General features: G+C 72.8%; 12 protein-coding genes. 8 read left to right on the top strand and 4 right to left on the bottom strand.

Annotated elements, in window-relative coordinates; all coding sequences use genetic code 11:
* Positions 1-29: 29 nt before the first annotated feature.
* The 4 genes from KBY19_RS07390 to KBY19_RS07405 all read right to left on the bottom strand — a co-directional run bounded on the left by KBY19_RS07390 (position 30) and on the right by KBY19_RS07405 (position 7,124).
* A complete protein-coding gene (locus tag KBY19_RS07390; RefSeq protein ID WP_099884868.1) occupies positions 30-794 on the bottom strand; it encodes a DUF1266 domain-containing protein in 765 nt (254 codons plus the stop codon).
* Between the two features lie 106 nt (positions 795-900).
* Positions 901-2,253 carry a diaminopimelate decarboxylase gene (locus tag KBY19_RS07395; RefSeq protein ID WP_210965428.1) on the bottom strand — a complete coding sequence of 451 codons (1,353 nt, stop codon included), beginning with the start codon at positions 2,251-2,253 and terminating at the stop codon, positions 901-903.
* A 411-nt stretch (positions 2,254-2,664) separates the two neighbouring features.
* Complete coding sequence (locus tag KBY19_RS07400; RefSeq protein ID WP_210965429.1) at positions 2,665-4,425, bottom strand: CdaR family transcriptional regulator; 1,761 nt, start codon at positions 4,423-4,425, stop codon at positions 2,665-2,667.
* Between the two features lie 71 nt (positions 4,426-4,496).
* A complete protein-coding gene (locus KBY19_RS07405; RefSeq protein ID WP_247690720.1) occupies positions 4,497-7,124 on the bottom strand; it encodes a SpoIIE family protein phosphatase/ATP-binding protein in 2,628 nt (875 codons plus the stop codon).
* A gap of 404 nt (positions 7,125-7,528) precedes the next feature.
* Here KBY19_RS07405 and yhfZ point away from each other — a divergent pair, with 404 nt between their 5' ends.
* The 8 genes from yhfZ to KBY19_RS07445 all read left to right on the top strand — a co-directional run bounded on the left by yhfZ (position 7,529) and on the right by KBY19_RS07445 (position 15,620).
* The gene (yhfZ, locus tag KBY19_RS07410) at positions 7,529-8,473 is read left to right on the top strand and encodes a GntR family transcriptional regulator YhfZ (protein ID WP_099884872.1); all 945 of its coding nucleotides are present in this window, start codon (positions 7,529-7,531) and stop codon (positions 8,471-8,473) included.
* A 106-nt stretch (positions 8,474-8,579) separates the two neighbouring features.
* Positions 8,580-8,954 (top strand): PRD domain-containing protein, encoded by a 375-nt coding sequence (locus KBY19_RS07415; RefSeq protein ID WP_185018328.1) that lies wholly within the window; start codon positions 8,580-8,582, stop codon positions 8,952-8,954.
* A gap of 126 nt (positions 8,955-9,080) precedes the next feature.
* Positions 9,081-9,437, top strand: a complete 357-nt coding sequence (locus KBY19_RS07420) for a DUF2620 domain-containing protein (protein WP_099884874.1) — start codon at positions 9,081-9,083, stop codon at positions 9,435-9,437.
* A 52-nt stretch (positions 9,438-9,489) separates the two neighbouring features.
* Positions 9,490-10,848 carry a YhfT family protein gene (locus KBY19_RS07425; protein WP_180289959.1) on the top strand — a complete coding sequence of 453 codons (1,359 nt, stop codon included), beginning with the start codon at positions 9,490-9,492 and terminating at the stop codon, positions 10,846-10,848.
* A gap of 46 nt (positions 10,849-10,894) precedes the next feature.
* Positions 10,895-11,884, top strand: coding sequence for a phosphotriesterase (locus tag KBY19_RS07430; RefSeq protein WP_210965430.1), 990 nt, complete (start codon positions 10,895-10,897; stop codon positions 11,882-11,884).
* Between the two features lies 1 nt (position 11,885).
* Positions 11,886-13,112 (top strand): aminotransferase class V-fold PLP-dependent enzyme, encoded by a 1,227-nt coding sequence (locus tag KBY19_RS07435; protein ID WP_210965431.1) that lies wholly within the window; start codon positions 11,886-11,888, stop codon positions 13,110-13,112.
* A gap of 1 nt (position 13,113) precedes the next feature.
* Entirely contained in the window at positions 13,114-14,277 is a 1,164-nt protein-coding gene (locus KBY19_RS07440) for an alanine racemase (RefSeq protein ID WP_210965432.1), read from the top strand.
* Positions 14,278-14,336: 59 nt separating this feature from the next.
* Positions 14,337-15,620, top strand: coding sequence for a phosphopentomutase (locus KBY19_RS07445; protein WP_099886846.1), 1,284 nt, complete (start codon positions 14,337-14,339; stop codon positions 15,618-15,620).
* The last annotated feature ends 9 nt before the right edge of the window (positions 15,621-15,629 follow it).

The following is a 15,629-nucleotide window of genomic DNA, read 5'->3' on the forward strand; positions in this document are numbered from 1 at the left end:
AGTGCAAGCCCCCCCGTGACGTCCGCGCTTCATCCCCGCAGCGGCATCGTCGTCCACGGGCTGTTCCGGCGGGTGGTCAGCAGGCGGTGGGACTTGCGGACCTCGCGGTACCAGGAGCCGAAGGCGTCCTCGTCGAAGTGCAGACAGCGGCCCAGGACGTAGCCGAGGGAGAAGTCGCTCCAGGTGTCGTACTCCTCCGCGGCTGCGGCGCCGATGACGCGCAGTGCTTCGCGGGCCTCGTCGGGGCTCGCGAAGCCCGCGTCGACGCCCCAGCAGGCCATGTTGGCGGCGCGGCCCAGGTCCCAGGCCAGGGTGCGGCGTACGTGGGCCTGCGGGGCGAGGAGGCCGTCCTCGCGGAAGCGGGCCTCGTAGCGCGGTATGCGGGCGATGACCTCGTGCCCCGCAGCGACGGCGCTGGTCAGTTCGGGGTGGTGGGGGCCCAGTTGGTCCACCAGCAGGCGGCCGATGGCGTCGCGCCACGCCTGTTCGGTGACCGGGGCGCCCTCCTGCCGTACCAGCAGGGCTGCCCGCGCACCCATGGCCATGTCCCACAGCGGGGTGGAGACCTGGCCGTCGAGGAGTTCCTGCACCATCTCGTGCCATTGGTCCGCGGTGGTGACGCCCCACATCGCCTTGAGCCGGGCACGCTCCCACTCGGGGGCGGGGTTCGGGTCGGCGACCGCGTTCCAGTGGGCGCCGTTGGCGTACTTCAGGTGCGCACCGCAGGCCAGCCCGCGCAGCACCGCCGGGTCCGTCTCACCGCCCGAACGGGAGGTCCGCAGCCGGTTGCCCACCCAGGGAAATATCGGCGACCTGCGGAGAAAACCAAACACACTGACCCCCGTGCGGAACGGATCCTTCCTGAACCGTGCGGGAGCCTATCCGGGCTGTCTGCCCGGATCAGCGGGCGGGTGCGGTCCCGGCGGTCAGCGCACCGCGCTGCGCGGCGCCGCTGTCCGCCAGCACTTCTTCGATCTGCTGCGCCGGTCGCACCAGTGAGAAGCGGATGCGGCCGTCAGTAGCGCGCCAGAAGCCGTGAACGGCGGGCCGGGGGAGGCTGTTGTACTGGAAGGGCGTCGAGAAGTAGTAGGCGCCCGTGTCCCAAAGGGCCACCACATCGCCCGGTGACAGCTCGGGCAGTGCCCTCTCGCGTGCCATCAGGTCCCCGGCGAAGCAGCAGGGACCGGCCACGTCCTGCACCATCTCCGGTGCGCCCTTGGGCGCGCCCTTGGCGTCGAAGGCGCCGACCCGGAGGGGCCATGACTCGGGGGCGAACGCGGTACGGGTCGCCACGTGCGCTCCCGCGTGGGTGACGGCGATCCGCCGGCCGCCGGAGCTCTTGGTGTATTCGACAATTGCGGCGATGAAGCCCTGTTTGGCCAGCAGCGACCGGCCGAACTCGGTGACGACGGTGTACCGCCCGTCGAACAGCCCCGGCACGGTGCGGCGCAGCAGCTGGGCGTAGGTGTCGAAGGACGGCTCGGTCTGGTCGCCCGCGAAGTTCACCGGGAGGCCGCCGCCGATGTCGAGGGTGTCGATCTGCTGTCTGCCCGCGACGCGGTTGATCCGCTCGGCGAGTTCGAAGACGACCCGTACCGACTCGGCCATCAGCTCCAGCGGTACGCCCTGGGAACCGGTGTGGGTGTGCAGCCGGGTCAGCCAGGGGCGGGCCAGACAGCTGTCGACGATCCACTGCTCGACACCCTCGTCGCGCAGCCCGATCCCGAACTTGGAGGTGGCAGTCGCGGTGCTCATCGCGCCGATGGAGCCGGTGCCCACCTGCGGGTTGATCCGCAACCCGATGGGTGCGCCGGGGTCCTGTCCCGCGGCGGTGCGCGCGGCGACGAGCGCGTCCAGGCGGGCCAGCTCCTGGGCGTTGTCGGCGTTGACCGCGACGCCGGTCTCCAGGGCGTCGCGCAGCTCGGCCACGGTCTTGGCGGGAGAGTCGAAGACGGTCCGGGAGGCCGGAACACCTGCCGCGCGGGAGAGCGCCAGCTCACCCGGGCTCGCCACCTCGCAGCCGACTCCTTCGTCGGCCAGCAGCTCCAGTACGGGCACCAGCGCGCCCGCCTTGACGGCGAAGGTGTGCAGCACGGGGGAGGGGCCGGTGAACGCCGCGTGCAACTGCCGGGCGGTCTCCCTGATGCCCTGCACATCCAGCAGGGCGACGACCGGCGCTTCCGGGCCGAGCAGTCCCTCGCGGGCCGCTGCGGCGATCGCGTCCTGCCTGCGTGCCACAGCGTCCAGCACCATGTACGGCTCCTTCTTCGTGCGGCTTCCTCGTGCGGCGGTCCCGACCGCGACGGATGCGGGCCCGGCGGTTCGGCCCGACGGTTCGGGCCCGGCGGTTCGGGCCCGGCGGTTCGGGACCGATGGTCGAAGGGATCGGGGCCGAGGGATCGGGATCTGCGGATCGGGACCAGTGGAACCCGTCCACTCTGCGCCCCGGGAGTGTGCCCTGTCTGCGGCGGATGGGCCGAAGCTGCGGCCGGGGTCATGGGGTCCCGCACAACGGGTCGACGGCGCACAGGCCGGCATTGTCCTGTCGCACGACAGGGAGGGTCGACAGTGGTGCGACAGGACAACGCTTCCGCTCGGGTGGCACCGCCCGGGTCCCGGCGGGGGCACCGGTTGCGTGCGGGACGCAACGACGCTTCGGGCGGCTCATGCCGACGGACCGTCGAGGCGCGGCCCCGCGGGGTAGCGGCCTGCTGCGCGCAGCCCCAGCTCGGCCAGCAGGCGCACGTCAGGGTCGTCCAGTTCGAGCCCGAAATGGCTGCGCAGTCGGCGCAGCCGGTAGCGCAGGGTGTTGGGGTGGATGCCCAGCTGTCGCGCGGTGCTCGCCACGTCCCCGAAGCTGCTCAGGTAGGCGGAGAGGGTCTGCGCAAGGTCGGTGCGGTGCTGCTGGTCGTAGGCCAGCAGCTCCCGTACCGGACCGTCCATTTGGGGCGTCAGTTCGGTGACGGCCCGCACTGCCCGCAGGGCGTCCAGCGCCGCCCGTACGTCCGACTCGTCGGCGACCTCCAGCGGCCCCGGCCCGCCGTCGTCCCGACCGCCTTGGGGCGCCGCCCGGCTGCCGTCGTACCCCGCGCGTGCCGACTGCTCCCGCAGAACCTGCAGGACGAGATGGGCGCAGGCGCGGGATGCGGGCGCCTGTGCCGGGCCGGACTCGGGCGTGCCGATCGCCACCAAGGGGCGGGCGCCCGCCTCGCGCACCACGGTGGCCAACTGCAGCGCCAGTCGCCGGGCGCGTCCGGAGGCGGTAGGGGGCTCGTCCTCCGGGAGGGGTAGCAGTACGTCCAGCCGGTTGTCGGCGCGCAGGGTGTAGCCGGCCGGCTGGTGGGCGGTCACCTGGAGCGCGGCCATCCGCAGCGCCCTGTCCCGCGCCGTCCCGTCCCCGTCCCGTCCCGGCCCGGTCCCCTCGGCGGCGACGGACAGCACGACGCAGGGCGTTCCCGGAGTGAATCCGAGCGTCGCCGCGGCCGCGCGGGTCTCACCGGTGCCGTCCAGCAGCGCCCGTACTGCCCGGCGGCGGCGGGTCGAGCCGTTCTGGGTGCGCAACCGGTGGTGCAGCAGATGCGGCGCGGCGGTGCGCGCGGCCTCCCGCAGGGCCTGCCGGGCTTCGGGCCGCAACGGGCTACCGTCGGCGGCTGCCCAGAGGGAGCCGAGCACCTCGTCACCCGCGCGTACCGCGATGGCCAGCCGCTCGGAGAACCGCTCCTCGGCGGGACGGTGCACCACGTCGTCCGTCGACCACAGGGTGCGCAGAAACCCGCTGGCGGCCAGTTCCGCCAGTCGCCACCGGGGCACCTGCTGTCCGAGGATCGTCTGCCGGCGCAGCGGATCGGCGCCGTGCTCGGTCGGTGAGAAGGCCAGCACCCGCGAGTCCGGGTCCTCGATGGTGATGGCTCCGCCGACCAGCTCGGAGAAGGCCCGCGCCAGCGCGGACAGGTCACCGAGCGGTACGTCGGTGGGGGACTCCGTGCGGAGCGGGCCGCCGCCGTGGGCGAGCCCTGCCCGCAGCATGCCGATCAGCTCGGTCCACTCGATCCACGGCGCTCTGGTCAGCAGCGCGGTGGAGGTCTCCTCGGCGACCTCCAGCAGCCGCCGCGACGGCCCGCTCGCCCCGCGCCGTACGACGACGGCGACTGCGCCTGCCCGCGCGGCCGACCGCAGGACCAGCGGGGCGACGTCGGAGGAGTCGTCCACCCCGGCCGCGATCAGCACCTGCCCATGGGCTGCGAGCGTCTCTCCGGAGTCGAACACTCCCACCCCGCGTACGGGGACACCGGTACCGCGGGGGGCCCGCACGACCTCCAGCGCCTCGCCCGCGCCGATGGCCAGCAGGCTCGCCAGTGTGGGAGAGGCCTGCTGCGGCTCTGCCGCGGCGGCGTGCGTGTCGTGCGACGGGGTGGAGCTAGGCATGGCTCAAGTGTGGCCCAGCACCCGGAGGGGACGGGGCGGCGGTGCCAGGAGTCGGCGGGGCCCGAGCGGCGTCACAGGGGCTCGTCCCACTGGTCGAGAAGGCTGTCGGTGTCCTCGGTGGGGCCGGTCGCCTCGCTGTGCAGGTTCTGCTCGGTCCACATCACCTTGCCGTGCGGCGTGTAACGCGTTCCCCAGCGCTCGGCGAGCTGTGCGACGAGGAACAGCCCGCGCCCGCCCTCCTCGGTGGCTGCCGCCCGGCGCAGATGGGGGGAGGTGCTGCTGCCGTCGGCGACCTCGCAGGTGAGGCAGGACTGGTACAGCAGTCGGACCCGGATGGGTTCGCTGCCGTAGCGGATGGCGTTGGTGACCAGTTCACTGAGGATCAGCTCCGTGGTGAAGGACTCACCCTCCAGCCCCCACTCGGACAGTTTCCGGCTGACCTGGGCGCGCAGTGGTGCGACTGCGCCGGAGTCGGCGGGTACGTCCCACTGTGCGACGCGTTCGGGGTCGAGCAGCCGGGCGCGGGCCGCCAGCAGCGCGACGTCGTCACTGGGCTCGGTGGTCAACAGGGTGTCGAGCACGGCGCGGCAGGTGTCCTCGGGCGACCTGCCGGGGTGGCCGGTCAGCGCCTGGTGCAGAAGGGCCAGACCGTCGTCGATGTCGCGTTCGCGGTCCTCCACCAGGCCGTCCGTGAACAGGACGAGCTGGCTGTCCCGGGGCAGCCGCAGTTCGGCCGTCTCGAACGGTGCGCCACCCAGGCCGAGCGGCAGTCCTACCGGCACGTCCGGGTACTCGACGGTGCCGTCGGGCAGCACCAGTGCGGGCCCGGGGTGGCCGGCCCGCGCCATGATGCAGCGGCCGGAGACCGAGTCGTAGACCGCGTACAGACAGGTGGCTCCGGTGACGATCGCGCCGTTGCCCTCTGCCGTTTGGTCCTGGTCGATCTTGTCGACCAGTTCGTCCAGGTGCGCCAGCAGTTCTTCGGGGGCCAGGTCGAGGGAGGAGAAGTTGAGCACTGCCGTGCGCAGTCGGCCCATCGTCGCCGCGGCGTGCAGGCCGTGCCCCACCACGTCGCCCACCACGAGCGCCACCCGGGCGCCGGGCAGCGGGATGACGTCGAACCAGTCCCCGCCCACCCCCGCCCTGGTGGGCCGGTAGCGCGACGCCACCTCCAGGGCGTCCTGTTCGGGCAGACCGCGCGGCAGCAGACTGCGCTGCAGGGTGACGGCCATGGCGTTCTCGCGGGTGTAGCGGCGCGCGTTGTCGATGCTGACCGCGGCGCGTGCCGTCAGCTCCTCGGCGAAGGCCAGGTCCTCCTCGCCGTAGGGCTCGCTGTGTTCGGTACGCCAGAAGTCGACGGTGCCCAGCACCACACCGCGTGCCCGCAGCGGGGTGCTGATCAGCGAGCGGATGCCGTACTCCAGGGCCTGCCGGGCGTGTTCGGGGTTGTGCGCCAGCCAGTCGTGCGCCTCGCGCAGGTCGGTCAGCAGGACCGCCTGTCCGCTCTCCTCCTCGGCCTCGCCGGGCACCGTCTCGACGGTGCGGACGACCTCGCCCACCGGGAGCAGGGGCACGTCGTCGCGGACACCGCTCATGGCCGTGCGGCGCATGTCGGTGCGGGCGGCCGAGGGCTCCTCACCGCGCAGCACCGGGTCCAGCAGCTCCACGGTGGCGAATTCGGCGAACCGGGGTACGGCCACCTCGGTCAGCTCCTCGGCGGTGCGTACCACGTCCAGCGTGGTGCCGACCCGCACCCCGGCCTCGTACAGCAGCCGCAGCCGCTCCCGAGCCCCTTCCGCGCGGCCTTCCAGCGCGCGCAACTCGGTGGTGTCCCGCAGGGTGGCCACCCGGCCCGGCGGGCCCTCCTCGCCACGGGTCGAGCGGACGTTGACGGACAGCAGCCGTCCCTTGGCCAGGTGCACCTCGTCCGAGGCGGTGCGGCCCGAGGTCAGCAGTGCTGCCATGCCCGCACCCAGGCCGACCTCGTCGACGCGGCGTCCCTCCACCTTCTCGGGCAGTTCCAGCAGCCGCCGGGCCTCCTGGTTGACGAGTACCAGCCGGCCGGCGTCGTCCAGAATGAGTACCCCTTCCCGGACGGCGTGCAGCACCGCGTCGTGGTGCTCGTACATGCGGGTCATCTCTTCGGGCCCCAGGCCGTGGGTCTGGCGCCGCAGCCGCCTGCTCACCAGTGCGGAGCTTCCGGAGGCGAGGACGAGTGCGCCCGCGGAAGACATGAGCAGCACGGGCAGCTGATTCTTCACCCCTTCGTTGACCCGCGAGATCGGCACTCCGGTGGACACCAGCCCGGCGAGGCTGCCGTCCGCGCGGGTGACGGGGGCCACGGAGACCATGGTCTCGCCCGTGGTCGCCTTGAAGATCCTGTTGGAGGAGCGGCCCTCGCGGGCGGCCTCGACGATGTCCTTGAAGGGCCCGATGACGTGTTTGCCGATCAGGTCGGGGTCGGGTGCCGCGACGCGGATGCCGTTCGGCTTCCAGACGACCACGTAGGAGACATCGGTCGCCTTGCGTACCGCCTCGGCACGGGGCTGGAGAACCGCGGTCGGGTTAGGCCGGTCCAGGGCGGCCAACACGTCCGGTGACTGCGCGAAGGTCTCGGCGACGGCGAGGGATTCCTGCTCCGCCTCGCGGGTGCTGTCCCAGCGGGCGTGCAGGACGAAGGCCACCACGACACCGATCATGAGCAGCACGATGACCGTCACCTGGAGGACGAAGACCTCCCCCGCGACGGTGCGGGGCCCGAACGGGAACCGGCGGCGGCGCCGGCGGGGCGGCGGCTGTTCGCTGCCCAAAAGAGCGGGCGCTTCCTCGTCCCCGGGACCTTCTTCGGAGCGCGCGGAGGCGGGCGGCACCCGGCGGTGCCGTTCGCGCCGAGCCGACCGGCGCCAGAAAAGTCCGCGCATGACCCTTTTCTAGCAGTTCCCGGCGTAGCAAGCCTCCGTCGACTCGGGCGTCCGCCCCCGGAAAGCCCCGGGGTTCCGCCCGTCCGCGCCTGCCCGGGAAACAGCGGGGCGGGCGCGGAGGAGCGAGGAGAGCCGGAAGAGGGGTCTTGTCAAAAATCCAGGATTCTGTTTACTGTTCCCTCGTGAACGGTTACGACGAGCGGTTCCTGACCCGCAACGGCCTGGCGGCCCGCCAGCTCGCGCTCCTCCTGCTGGAGTACGAGCCGGAGACGCGGCTGCCCCGCGTGCGGGACTTCGCCGAGGAACTGGGGTGCGGCAACGGCACCGTCCAGGCCGCGCTGCGGCTGCTGGAGGAGGCCGGGGCGATCGAGACCGCCGCGCGCGGTCATCTGGGGACGTTCCTCATCCGGTCGGACCGCTCGATCCTGTGGCGGCTCTCGGGGCTGGGCACGCTGCTCGCCGCCATGCCGCTGCCCTACTCCCGCCGCTACGAGGGGCTGGCCACCGGCCTGCGGGCCGCTTTCGACGACGCGGGGACGCCCTTCGCCATCACCTTCATGCGCGGCGCGGGCAGCCGGGCCACGGCGCTGCTGGAGGGCAAGGCCGACCTGGTCGTCCTGTCCCGCTTCGCCGCCGACCGGCTGATCGAGGAGTATCCGGAGGACCTGTCGCTGGTGGTCGACCTCGGTCCCACCACCTACGTCGGCGCCCACGGGGTGCTGCTGCGCGAGGGCGGCTCGCTGGACGCGCCGGACCTGCGCGTCGCGGTCGACCACGCCTCGGAGGACCAGCGGATGCTCGCCGAGCGGGCGTTCGCCGGCCGGGACGACGTCGAGTGGATCGAGTGCTCGTACATGCAACTGCCCGATCTGCTGGCGCAGAACAGGGCGGACGCCACCGTCTGGAACCTGGACGAGGTGCAGGGCCGGATCGACGCGGGCATCGACGTGCTGCCGCTGGGCGACGAGATAACGCGAGACCTGTCGCTGCGGAACTCCAGCGCGGCGGTCATCGGAAGAGCCGAGAGCGTCGCCGCGCTGCACGCCATACGGGACGCCATCGACCCCGAACGGGTGACAAAGCTGCAGTCCGCGGTCGTACGAGGAGAACGCATGCCCTCGTACTGACCCGGCACTCCCTCCGCAGCGCACGGGGGTCGCGCCCGGCCCGGACGGGCCCGGGCTGCCATGAGAATCCAGTATCCAGCTTTCTGTCGCCGTCGAGGAGAACGCCGTGGACGACCAGCTCGCACTCCGAATCCAGCTCTTCCGCGAGGGCGGCCAAGTCCCTCCCGAGGTCGTCGACTTCGTGACGGCCGAGCTGGCCGTGCTCGCCGACGAGGGCGCTCCGGTCACCGAGGAGACGGCGGGCATGCTGACGAGTCATCTGATGATGGCCCTCACCCGGCTGCTCGACGGCGAGCCCATCGAGCAATTCCAGACCGACGAACAGGTCGCGGCGGAGCTGGCCGACCACCCGGCGGCCGTCGAACGGGCGCGCCGCGTCGCCGCCCGAGCCGAGAAGGAACTGGGGGCCGCGTTGCCGGGCTCGGAAGTCAACTTCATGGCCATGCATCTGGCCGTCCTCGCCCAGCGCGTCTCCGGCTGACCCGCCGCCCGTCGCCCGTCGTCCCCCTCCCGGATCCCCCACCCCCCGCAGACCGTCCCGCACCCCGATACCCGGGCCAGGCCTCAACCCCCCGGGCCCCGCAGCACAGATAAGAGGCACCAAGCCATGACGAAAATCCTCACCGGCGGAGTCGGCAAGACCGAGGTCGCGAACGCCGTCAAGGCGCTCGGTCTCGACGGCGTCGACGTCGCCGTCTCCAGCGACATGGATGCCGCGATGAAGCTCCGCTCCGGCCAGGCCGACTACTTCCTGGGGACCTGCCACACCGGTGCGGGCGCCTCTCTGGGCGTCCTCGTCGGCCTCCTCGGGCAGCCCGCCTGCCACACCTTCGGCCGCTCGGTGCCCACCGAGGACGAGGTCGCCGCGCTGCTGGCCGAAGGCAAGAAGGTCTTCGGCTTCTCCATGGACCAGATCGAGACCATCGCCCCCCTGCTCGCCCGCGCCGTCGCCGCGCGTGCCTGACCGGGTGCCGGCGCAGACACCCCGGGCGTGAAGGAGCGACCCCGTGAGTACCGTGAGCACCCCCGGCCTGCAACTGGCCGCAGACGCCGGGCTGGACTTCTCGCTGCCGCAGCAGCTGACCGTTATCCTCCTGTGCGCGCTGACCGCGTTCATCTCGCACATGGCGCTGGCCGTCTTCAACGACGGAGTGCGCCCGTTCATGCTGGACTTCATCCACGGGCGTACCACCCGCTCGGCCACCACGGCGGTCTCCTTCGGGCTGTCCGCCGGCTTCATCTTCGGGCTCGGCGCGCCGATGGCCCTCTCCTCCGGTGTGCTCAATCCGTGGCTGCTCTTCCTGCCCACCGACATCCTGGGCCTGCTGGCGCCGAAGAAGTGGCTGGCGCCGCTGCTGGGCGCCGGGTGGGGCGCGGTGGTCGTCTTCGGGCTCAACGGCGCCAATGAAGTGGCGCACGACCTGCCCGTCGACTTCCTGACAGCCATGCAGCAGATGTCGACGCCGATCCTCTTCCTGTTCACGCTCTTCCCGGTGCTGGCCATCACCAAGCAGTTCGGCCGCGCCTGGGGCGGGGCGGCGGGCGTGCTGGAACTCGCCCTCGTCGTACTGACGATGAAGCTGTGGCCGGACATGTTCGCCGGCGCCCTCGCCATGGCCGTCGGTGTGCTGCTGCTGATCGGCCTCGCTGTCCGGCGGGACCTGGCGCAGCGCAAGGCCGACCGCGCGGACGAGGCCGCGTCGGGGGCTGCTGCCCAGGGACCGCCCGAGGACGACCCGATGGCGTCGCTGTTCTCCACCAGCGCTGCCCGACTGCGTCGCTATCTGCCGCTGTTCATGGTGCTCGGCGCAGGCGTGTGCATGCTCGCGCAGATGCACATATTCGGCGGCGGGGAGGCCACCAGCTTCCTGATAGCCAAGGGCAACATCTCCGAGGCCGCGCAGGTCGACTTCTACCGCTTCTTCGGCTTCATCCCGCTGATCGCGACGACGGCGCTGGCCTCCGGTGCCTACGGCATCGCCGGTTTCACGATCGCCTACCCGATCGGCTATCTGATGCCGAACCCGGTGCTGGCGGCGATAGCCGGAGCGGCCGTCTTCGCCATCGAGGTCATGGCCCTGTCCTCCATCGGCAAGGTGCTCGGCAAGCTGCCCAGCGTCCGCGACTCGTCCGAGCATCTGCGCAGCGCCATCACCGACAGCCTCCACCTGGCCATCCTCTTCGGCTCGCTGATGGCGGCCAACGCGATGGGCGCCGGCCTCGGCATCCTCGTCGTGGGTGGGCTCTATCTGCTCAACGAGGCGATGGGCCGCCCGGTGGTCCGGATGGCGGCCGCCCCCGCCGCTGTGATCGTCGGCGGTGTTCTGCTCAACGTCCTCTACTGGCTCGACCTGTTCACCCCCGTCAAGGGCTGATCCCACCCCGTCGGCGCCGAGGCCGCGCTGCCACCAGGAAGGCCACATGAGTACCAGCGCCACCCCCCACAGCTCCGCACCACTGCTGCACACCGTTGCGGGCCCGCTGTCCGCCGCGTCCGTGACCGGCCCCGCCCTCACCCATGAGCACCTGGTCCTCGACCTGGACCTCAAGGGCGACGGCGCCGCCGTCCTCGACGCGCGGCGGCACGGCCCGGCGGTCGGCCGCGAGCTCGCCGAGCTGCGCGAGGAGTTCGGGCTCTGCCTCGTCGTCGAGCAGACCTGCCGGGGCATGGGCCGCGATCCGGGCGCGCTCGCCCGGATCGCGGAGGAGAGCGGGGTGGCCGTCGTCGCCGCGACCGGGTGGTACTACGAGCCGTTCCACCCGGCGTCCGACCTGGCCGGCGCCTCCGTCGAACAGCTCACCGCCACCCTTGTGGGGGAGATCCGCGACGGGATCGCCGGCCCTGACGGAAGGCCGACCGGGATCCGTCCCGGTGTGCTCGGCGAGGTGGGCAGCCACGGTGAGGTTCCCAGCGAGCCGGAGACCCGCTCGCTGCGGGCCGCCGCCAGGGCGGCCACCGCCACCGGCCTGTCCGTGGCCACCCACGCCCAGCTCGGTCACGGCGGGCTCGCCCAACTCGACGTGCTGACCGGGGCCGGGCTCGCTCCGCACCGGATCTGCGTCGGACACCAGGACCTCCTCGCCGCCCCGGCCGTCCACCGGCGGCTCGCCGAGGAGGGGGCCTACGTCGCCTTCGACACCGTCGGCAAGGAGAGCTATCAGAGCGACGAGATGCGGCTGCGGCTGCTCCTCGCGTTCCTGGAGGCCGGGCACGCCGACCGGGCGCTGCTCAGCTGCGACATCTCCCGTCACGGCTACCTGCGCACCGAGGGCGGCCAGGGCTACGGCCATCTGTTCCGCTCCTTCCTGCCCGCCGCTCGCGCCGCGGGGGTGGACGACGACCTGATCGATCTGATGACCCGGCGCAACCCGTTGCGCTTTTTGACCGGCGCGAGCCCCGAGGAGATCTGAGATGGCCGAGACGGCAGTCACCCCATCCGCCGGCCCCGGTCCGGTGCCCCCGCCGCTGCCCCGCACGTTCCCGCTGGCCACCGTCCCGGTGGAGGAGGCGGTCGCGCGGCAGTTCCGGCTGCTGGAGGCAACCGCCGCGCACTTCACCGGGCCGGAGCTGTTCGCCGCCGACTCCGGAGTGGTGCCCGGAATCGGGCGGCCACGGACCACAGCGGGCGTCGAGGCGGTGCTGGCCGCCTACTTCGGCGCCGAGGACGCCGCGCTCGTGCAGGGCGCGGGCACCGGCGCGATCCGGGCCGCCCTCGGCGCCGCAGTGGGGCCGGGCGAGCCGCTGCTCATCCACCGGGCGCCCGTCTACCGCACCACCGCCGTCACCCTGCGCGGGCTCGGCGTCGAGACGGTCCCCGTCGATTTCAACGACCTCGACGCGCTGCGGGAAGCGCTGGCCTCCGGCCGCTTCGGCTGGGCGTATGTCCAGCACACCCGGCAGCGCCTCGCCGACTCCTACGATCCGGGGGAGGTGCTGGCCGCCTGCCGCGCGGCCGGGGTCCGCACGCTCGTCGACGACAACTACGCCGTCTTCCGGGTGCCCGCCTCCGGTGTCGAACTGGGCGCGGACGCCTCCTGCTTCTCGCTGTTCAAGCTGCACGGTCCCGAGGGTGTCGGCGCCGTCGTCGGGGCGGGCGACCTGGTGGCCCGGGTGCATGCCGACAACTACTCCGGCGGCGGCCAGGTCCAGGGCCACCAGGCGCTCGACGCGCTGCGCGCGCTCACGCATGTGCCGGTGCTGTGGGCCGTGCAGTCCCGCGTGGGCGCCGAGGTCGCCGAACGCCTGGCCGCCGGAGAGGTGCCCGGGGTCGCCGACGTACGGATCGCCAACGCGCAGGACAGATGCCTGCTCGTCCAGCTCGACGCACCCGTCGCCGGGCACCTTCCCGAGGTGGCCGCCCGGTTCGGTGCCGCGCCCTATCCGGTGGGTTCCAACTCCCGGTACGAGATCGCGCCGCTCTTCTACCGCATGTCCAGCTCGGCTCTGGACGACGCGCCGGAGCTGGCCGACTGGGTGGTCCGTATCAATCCGATGCGCGCCGGTGCCGAGCTGGTTCTCGACATTCTGCGCCACTCCCTGGAGGCGATCGGCGACGAGCCGTCCGCTCAATCGGCGCCGCACCGCGCGGCAGCACCGCAGCACCGCACAGAAACACAAGAGCACCGCACAAAGGACTGACGTGTTCCTCGACAGCCTCCTCGCCCGCAATCCGGAGCTGGCCGACACCGCGGCCGACCTCCACCGGCGCGGCGAGATCCCACCCGACACCTACGTCATGGACCTGGACGCCGTCGCGGAGAACGCCACCCTCCTCGCGGACGAGGCCGAACGGCTCGGCCTGTCCCTCTGGTTCGTCGTCAAGCAGTTCGGCCGCAACCCGGAGCTGATCCGGGCCGTCTCCCACGCCATCCCCGCCTTCGCCGCGATCGACCCCGCCGAGGCCCGTACGCTGCACGCCGCCGGCGCCCGGGCCGGCAATCTGGGCCACCTGGTGCAAATCCCGCACCGCGCGCTGCCCGAGATGCTCGGCTGGAGGCCGGAGGCCGTCACGGTCTTCGATCCGGCCAACGCACGCGCCGTCTCGGCGGCGGCCCAGCGCCTCGGCTTCGTCCAGGACGTGCTGGTCCGGCTCGAAGGCGCGGCCGGGGTGGTCTACCCGGGGCAGGAGGGCGGCGTCCCGCTGTCCGCTCTGGACGCGTTCGCCGAGGAGGCCGAACGGCTCCCGGGCATCAGGATCGCGGGCGTCACCGCGTTCCCCTGCGTGCTGTGCGACCCGGAGACCGGCGCCCCGACCCCCACCCCCACCTTCGATCTGGCCGTCAAGGCCCGCGAACTGCTGGCCGCGCGCGGACACCGGGACCTCAAGCTCAGCGCCCCCAGCGCCACCTCCATGGCCAGCCTGCCGCTGCTCGCCCGGCTCGGCGCCACCCACGGCGAGCCCGGCCACGCGCTGACCGGTACCACCCCGCTGCACGCACGCGACACCGGTCAGCCCGAGCGGCCCGCGTATGTGTATGTGACGGAGGTCGCGCACACCCTGGCCGACGGTCGTCCCGCGGTGTTCGGCGGCGGGTTCTACCCTCGTGCGCGGATCGACTCCGCGCTGCTGCCCCGCACCGGACACCGTCTGGATGTGCAGGACGCGCCGCCCGAGAACATCGACTACTACCGGCTGCTGGCCGCACCCGAGGCAGGTGGCCGGGTGCGCGCCGGAGACACGGCGCTGCTGGCCTTCCGTACGCAGATCTTCGTGACCCGCTCCACGGTCGCGGTGGTGGCCGGAATCGCGTCCGGCAGGCCGCGGTTGGCCGGGCTCTACGACACCTGGGGGAGGGCGCTGTGACCGCGGCGGCGCACGGCGTGCCGGAGGGGGCGCACGGCGCGCGGGAGGACGAGCGCGGCGTGCCTCAGGAAGCCCCGGGGCGGCCGGAGGAGGGCACCGACGCACGGTACGGCCGGGGGCGGACCGTCATCGTCGTCGTCGACGGGTTCGGTATCGGCGCGATGCCGGACGCCGGGGCGCTGCGTCCCGGCGACGCAGCCGCCGACACCTGCGGCCATGTGCTCGACCACGCCCGCGAGGCGTTCGGACGGCCGCTGCGGCTGCCGGTGCTGGGCGCGCTGGGCCTCGGGCTGGTCCATCCGCACCGCGACCTCGCCCGCCGTACCCGGCTGCCGGTCGCGGCGGGCCGGGCGGCGCTCGGCTACCCGGGTGCCGACACGTTCGCCGGCCACCAGACGATGATGGGCGCGGACTTCAGCCGGGTGACGGTCGCCCGTCTCGCCGATCACCTGGCTCAGGTCACGGCGGCGCTGCGCGCGGCGGGCCACCGGGTCGAACTCCTGGACGGCAGGCCGCTGCTGCTGGTCGACGGCAGTGTGCTCGTGCACGACAACCTGGAGGCGGATCCCGGCATCAACTGGAACGCCTCGGCCCGCCTGGAAGACCTCGGCTTCGACGGCATCCTGGCCGTCGCCCGGACGGTGCGGGCGGTGGCGCCCGTCGCGCGGGTCATCGCGGTCGGTGGCCACGCCGACGGACCGCTGCGCGGCTTCGTCCGCGAGGGCGACGGCGGCACGGTCGGCCTGGACACCCCGGCGAGCGGGTTCTACCGGCACGACGGCCTCCAGGTACAGCATCTGGGCGTGGAGTCGGACCACACCCGGCAGCTTCCCGAACTGGCGGCGCGGGCCGGGATCCCGGTGACGCTCGTCGGCAAGGCGGCGGACATCCTGGCGTGCGAGGCGGCCGTCCGCCGTCCCGCGGTGCCCACGGCCGACGTCCTGGCTCACACCATGGAGGCGGTGCGCGCCGGGGGCGAGTCGCTGGTCGTCGCCAATGTGCAGGAGAGCGATCTGGCGGGCCATCAGCGGGACCCGGAGCGGTACGCGCGCATCCTGGAGCAGGTCGACGCGGGGCTGGCCGCGCTGGTCGCGCTGTTGGACCGGCCCGGTGACCGCCTGGTCGTCACCGGCGACCACGGCAACGATCCGACGATCGGGCACGCCTACCACACCCGCGAGTACGTGCCCGTGCTCATCCACCGTCCCGGGGTACCCGGGGTGGAACTGCTGCCGGACGCCGAAAGCCTCGCCGATGTGGGCGCCACGGCCGCCGTGGCGCTGGGGCTCGACCCCGCGGGCCTCGCCAACGGCAGGCGGATACCGGACGGCGTCCCGGCCTGAGCGATCATG

The organism is Streptomyces sp. B15 (assembly GCF_018070605.1).
In the GTDB taxonomy this organism is placed as follows: Bacteria; Actinomycetota; Actinomycetes; order Streptomycetales; family Streptomycetaceae; genus Streptomyces; species Streptomyces smyrnaeus.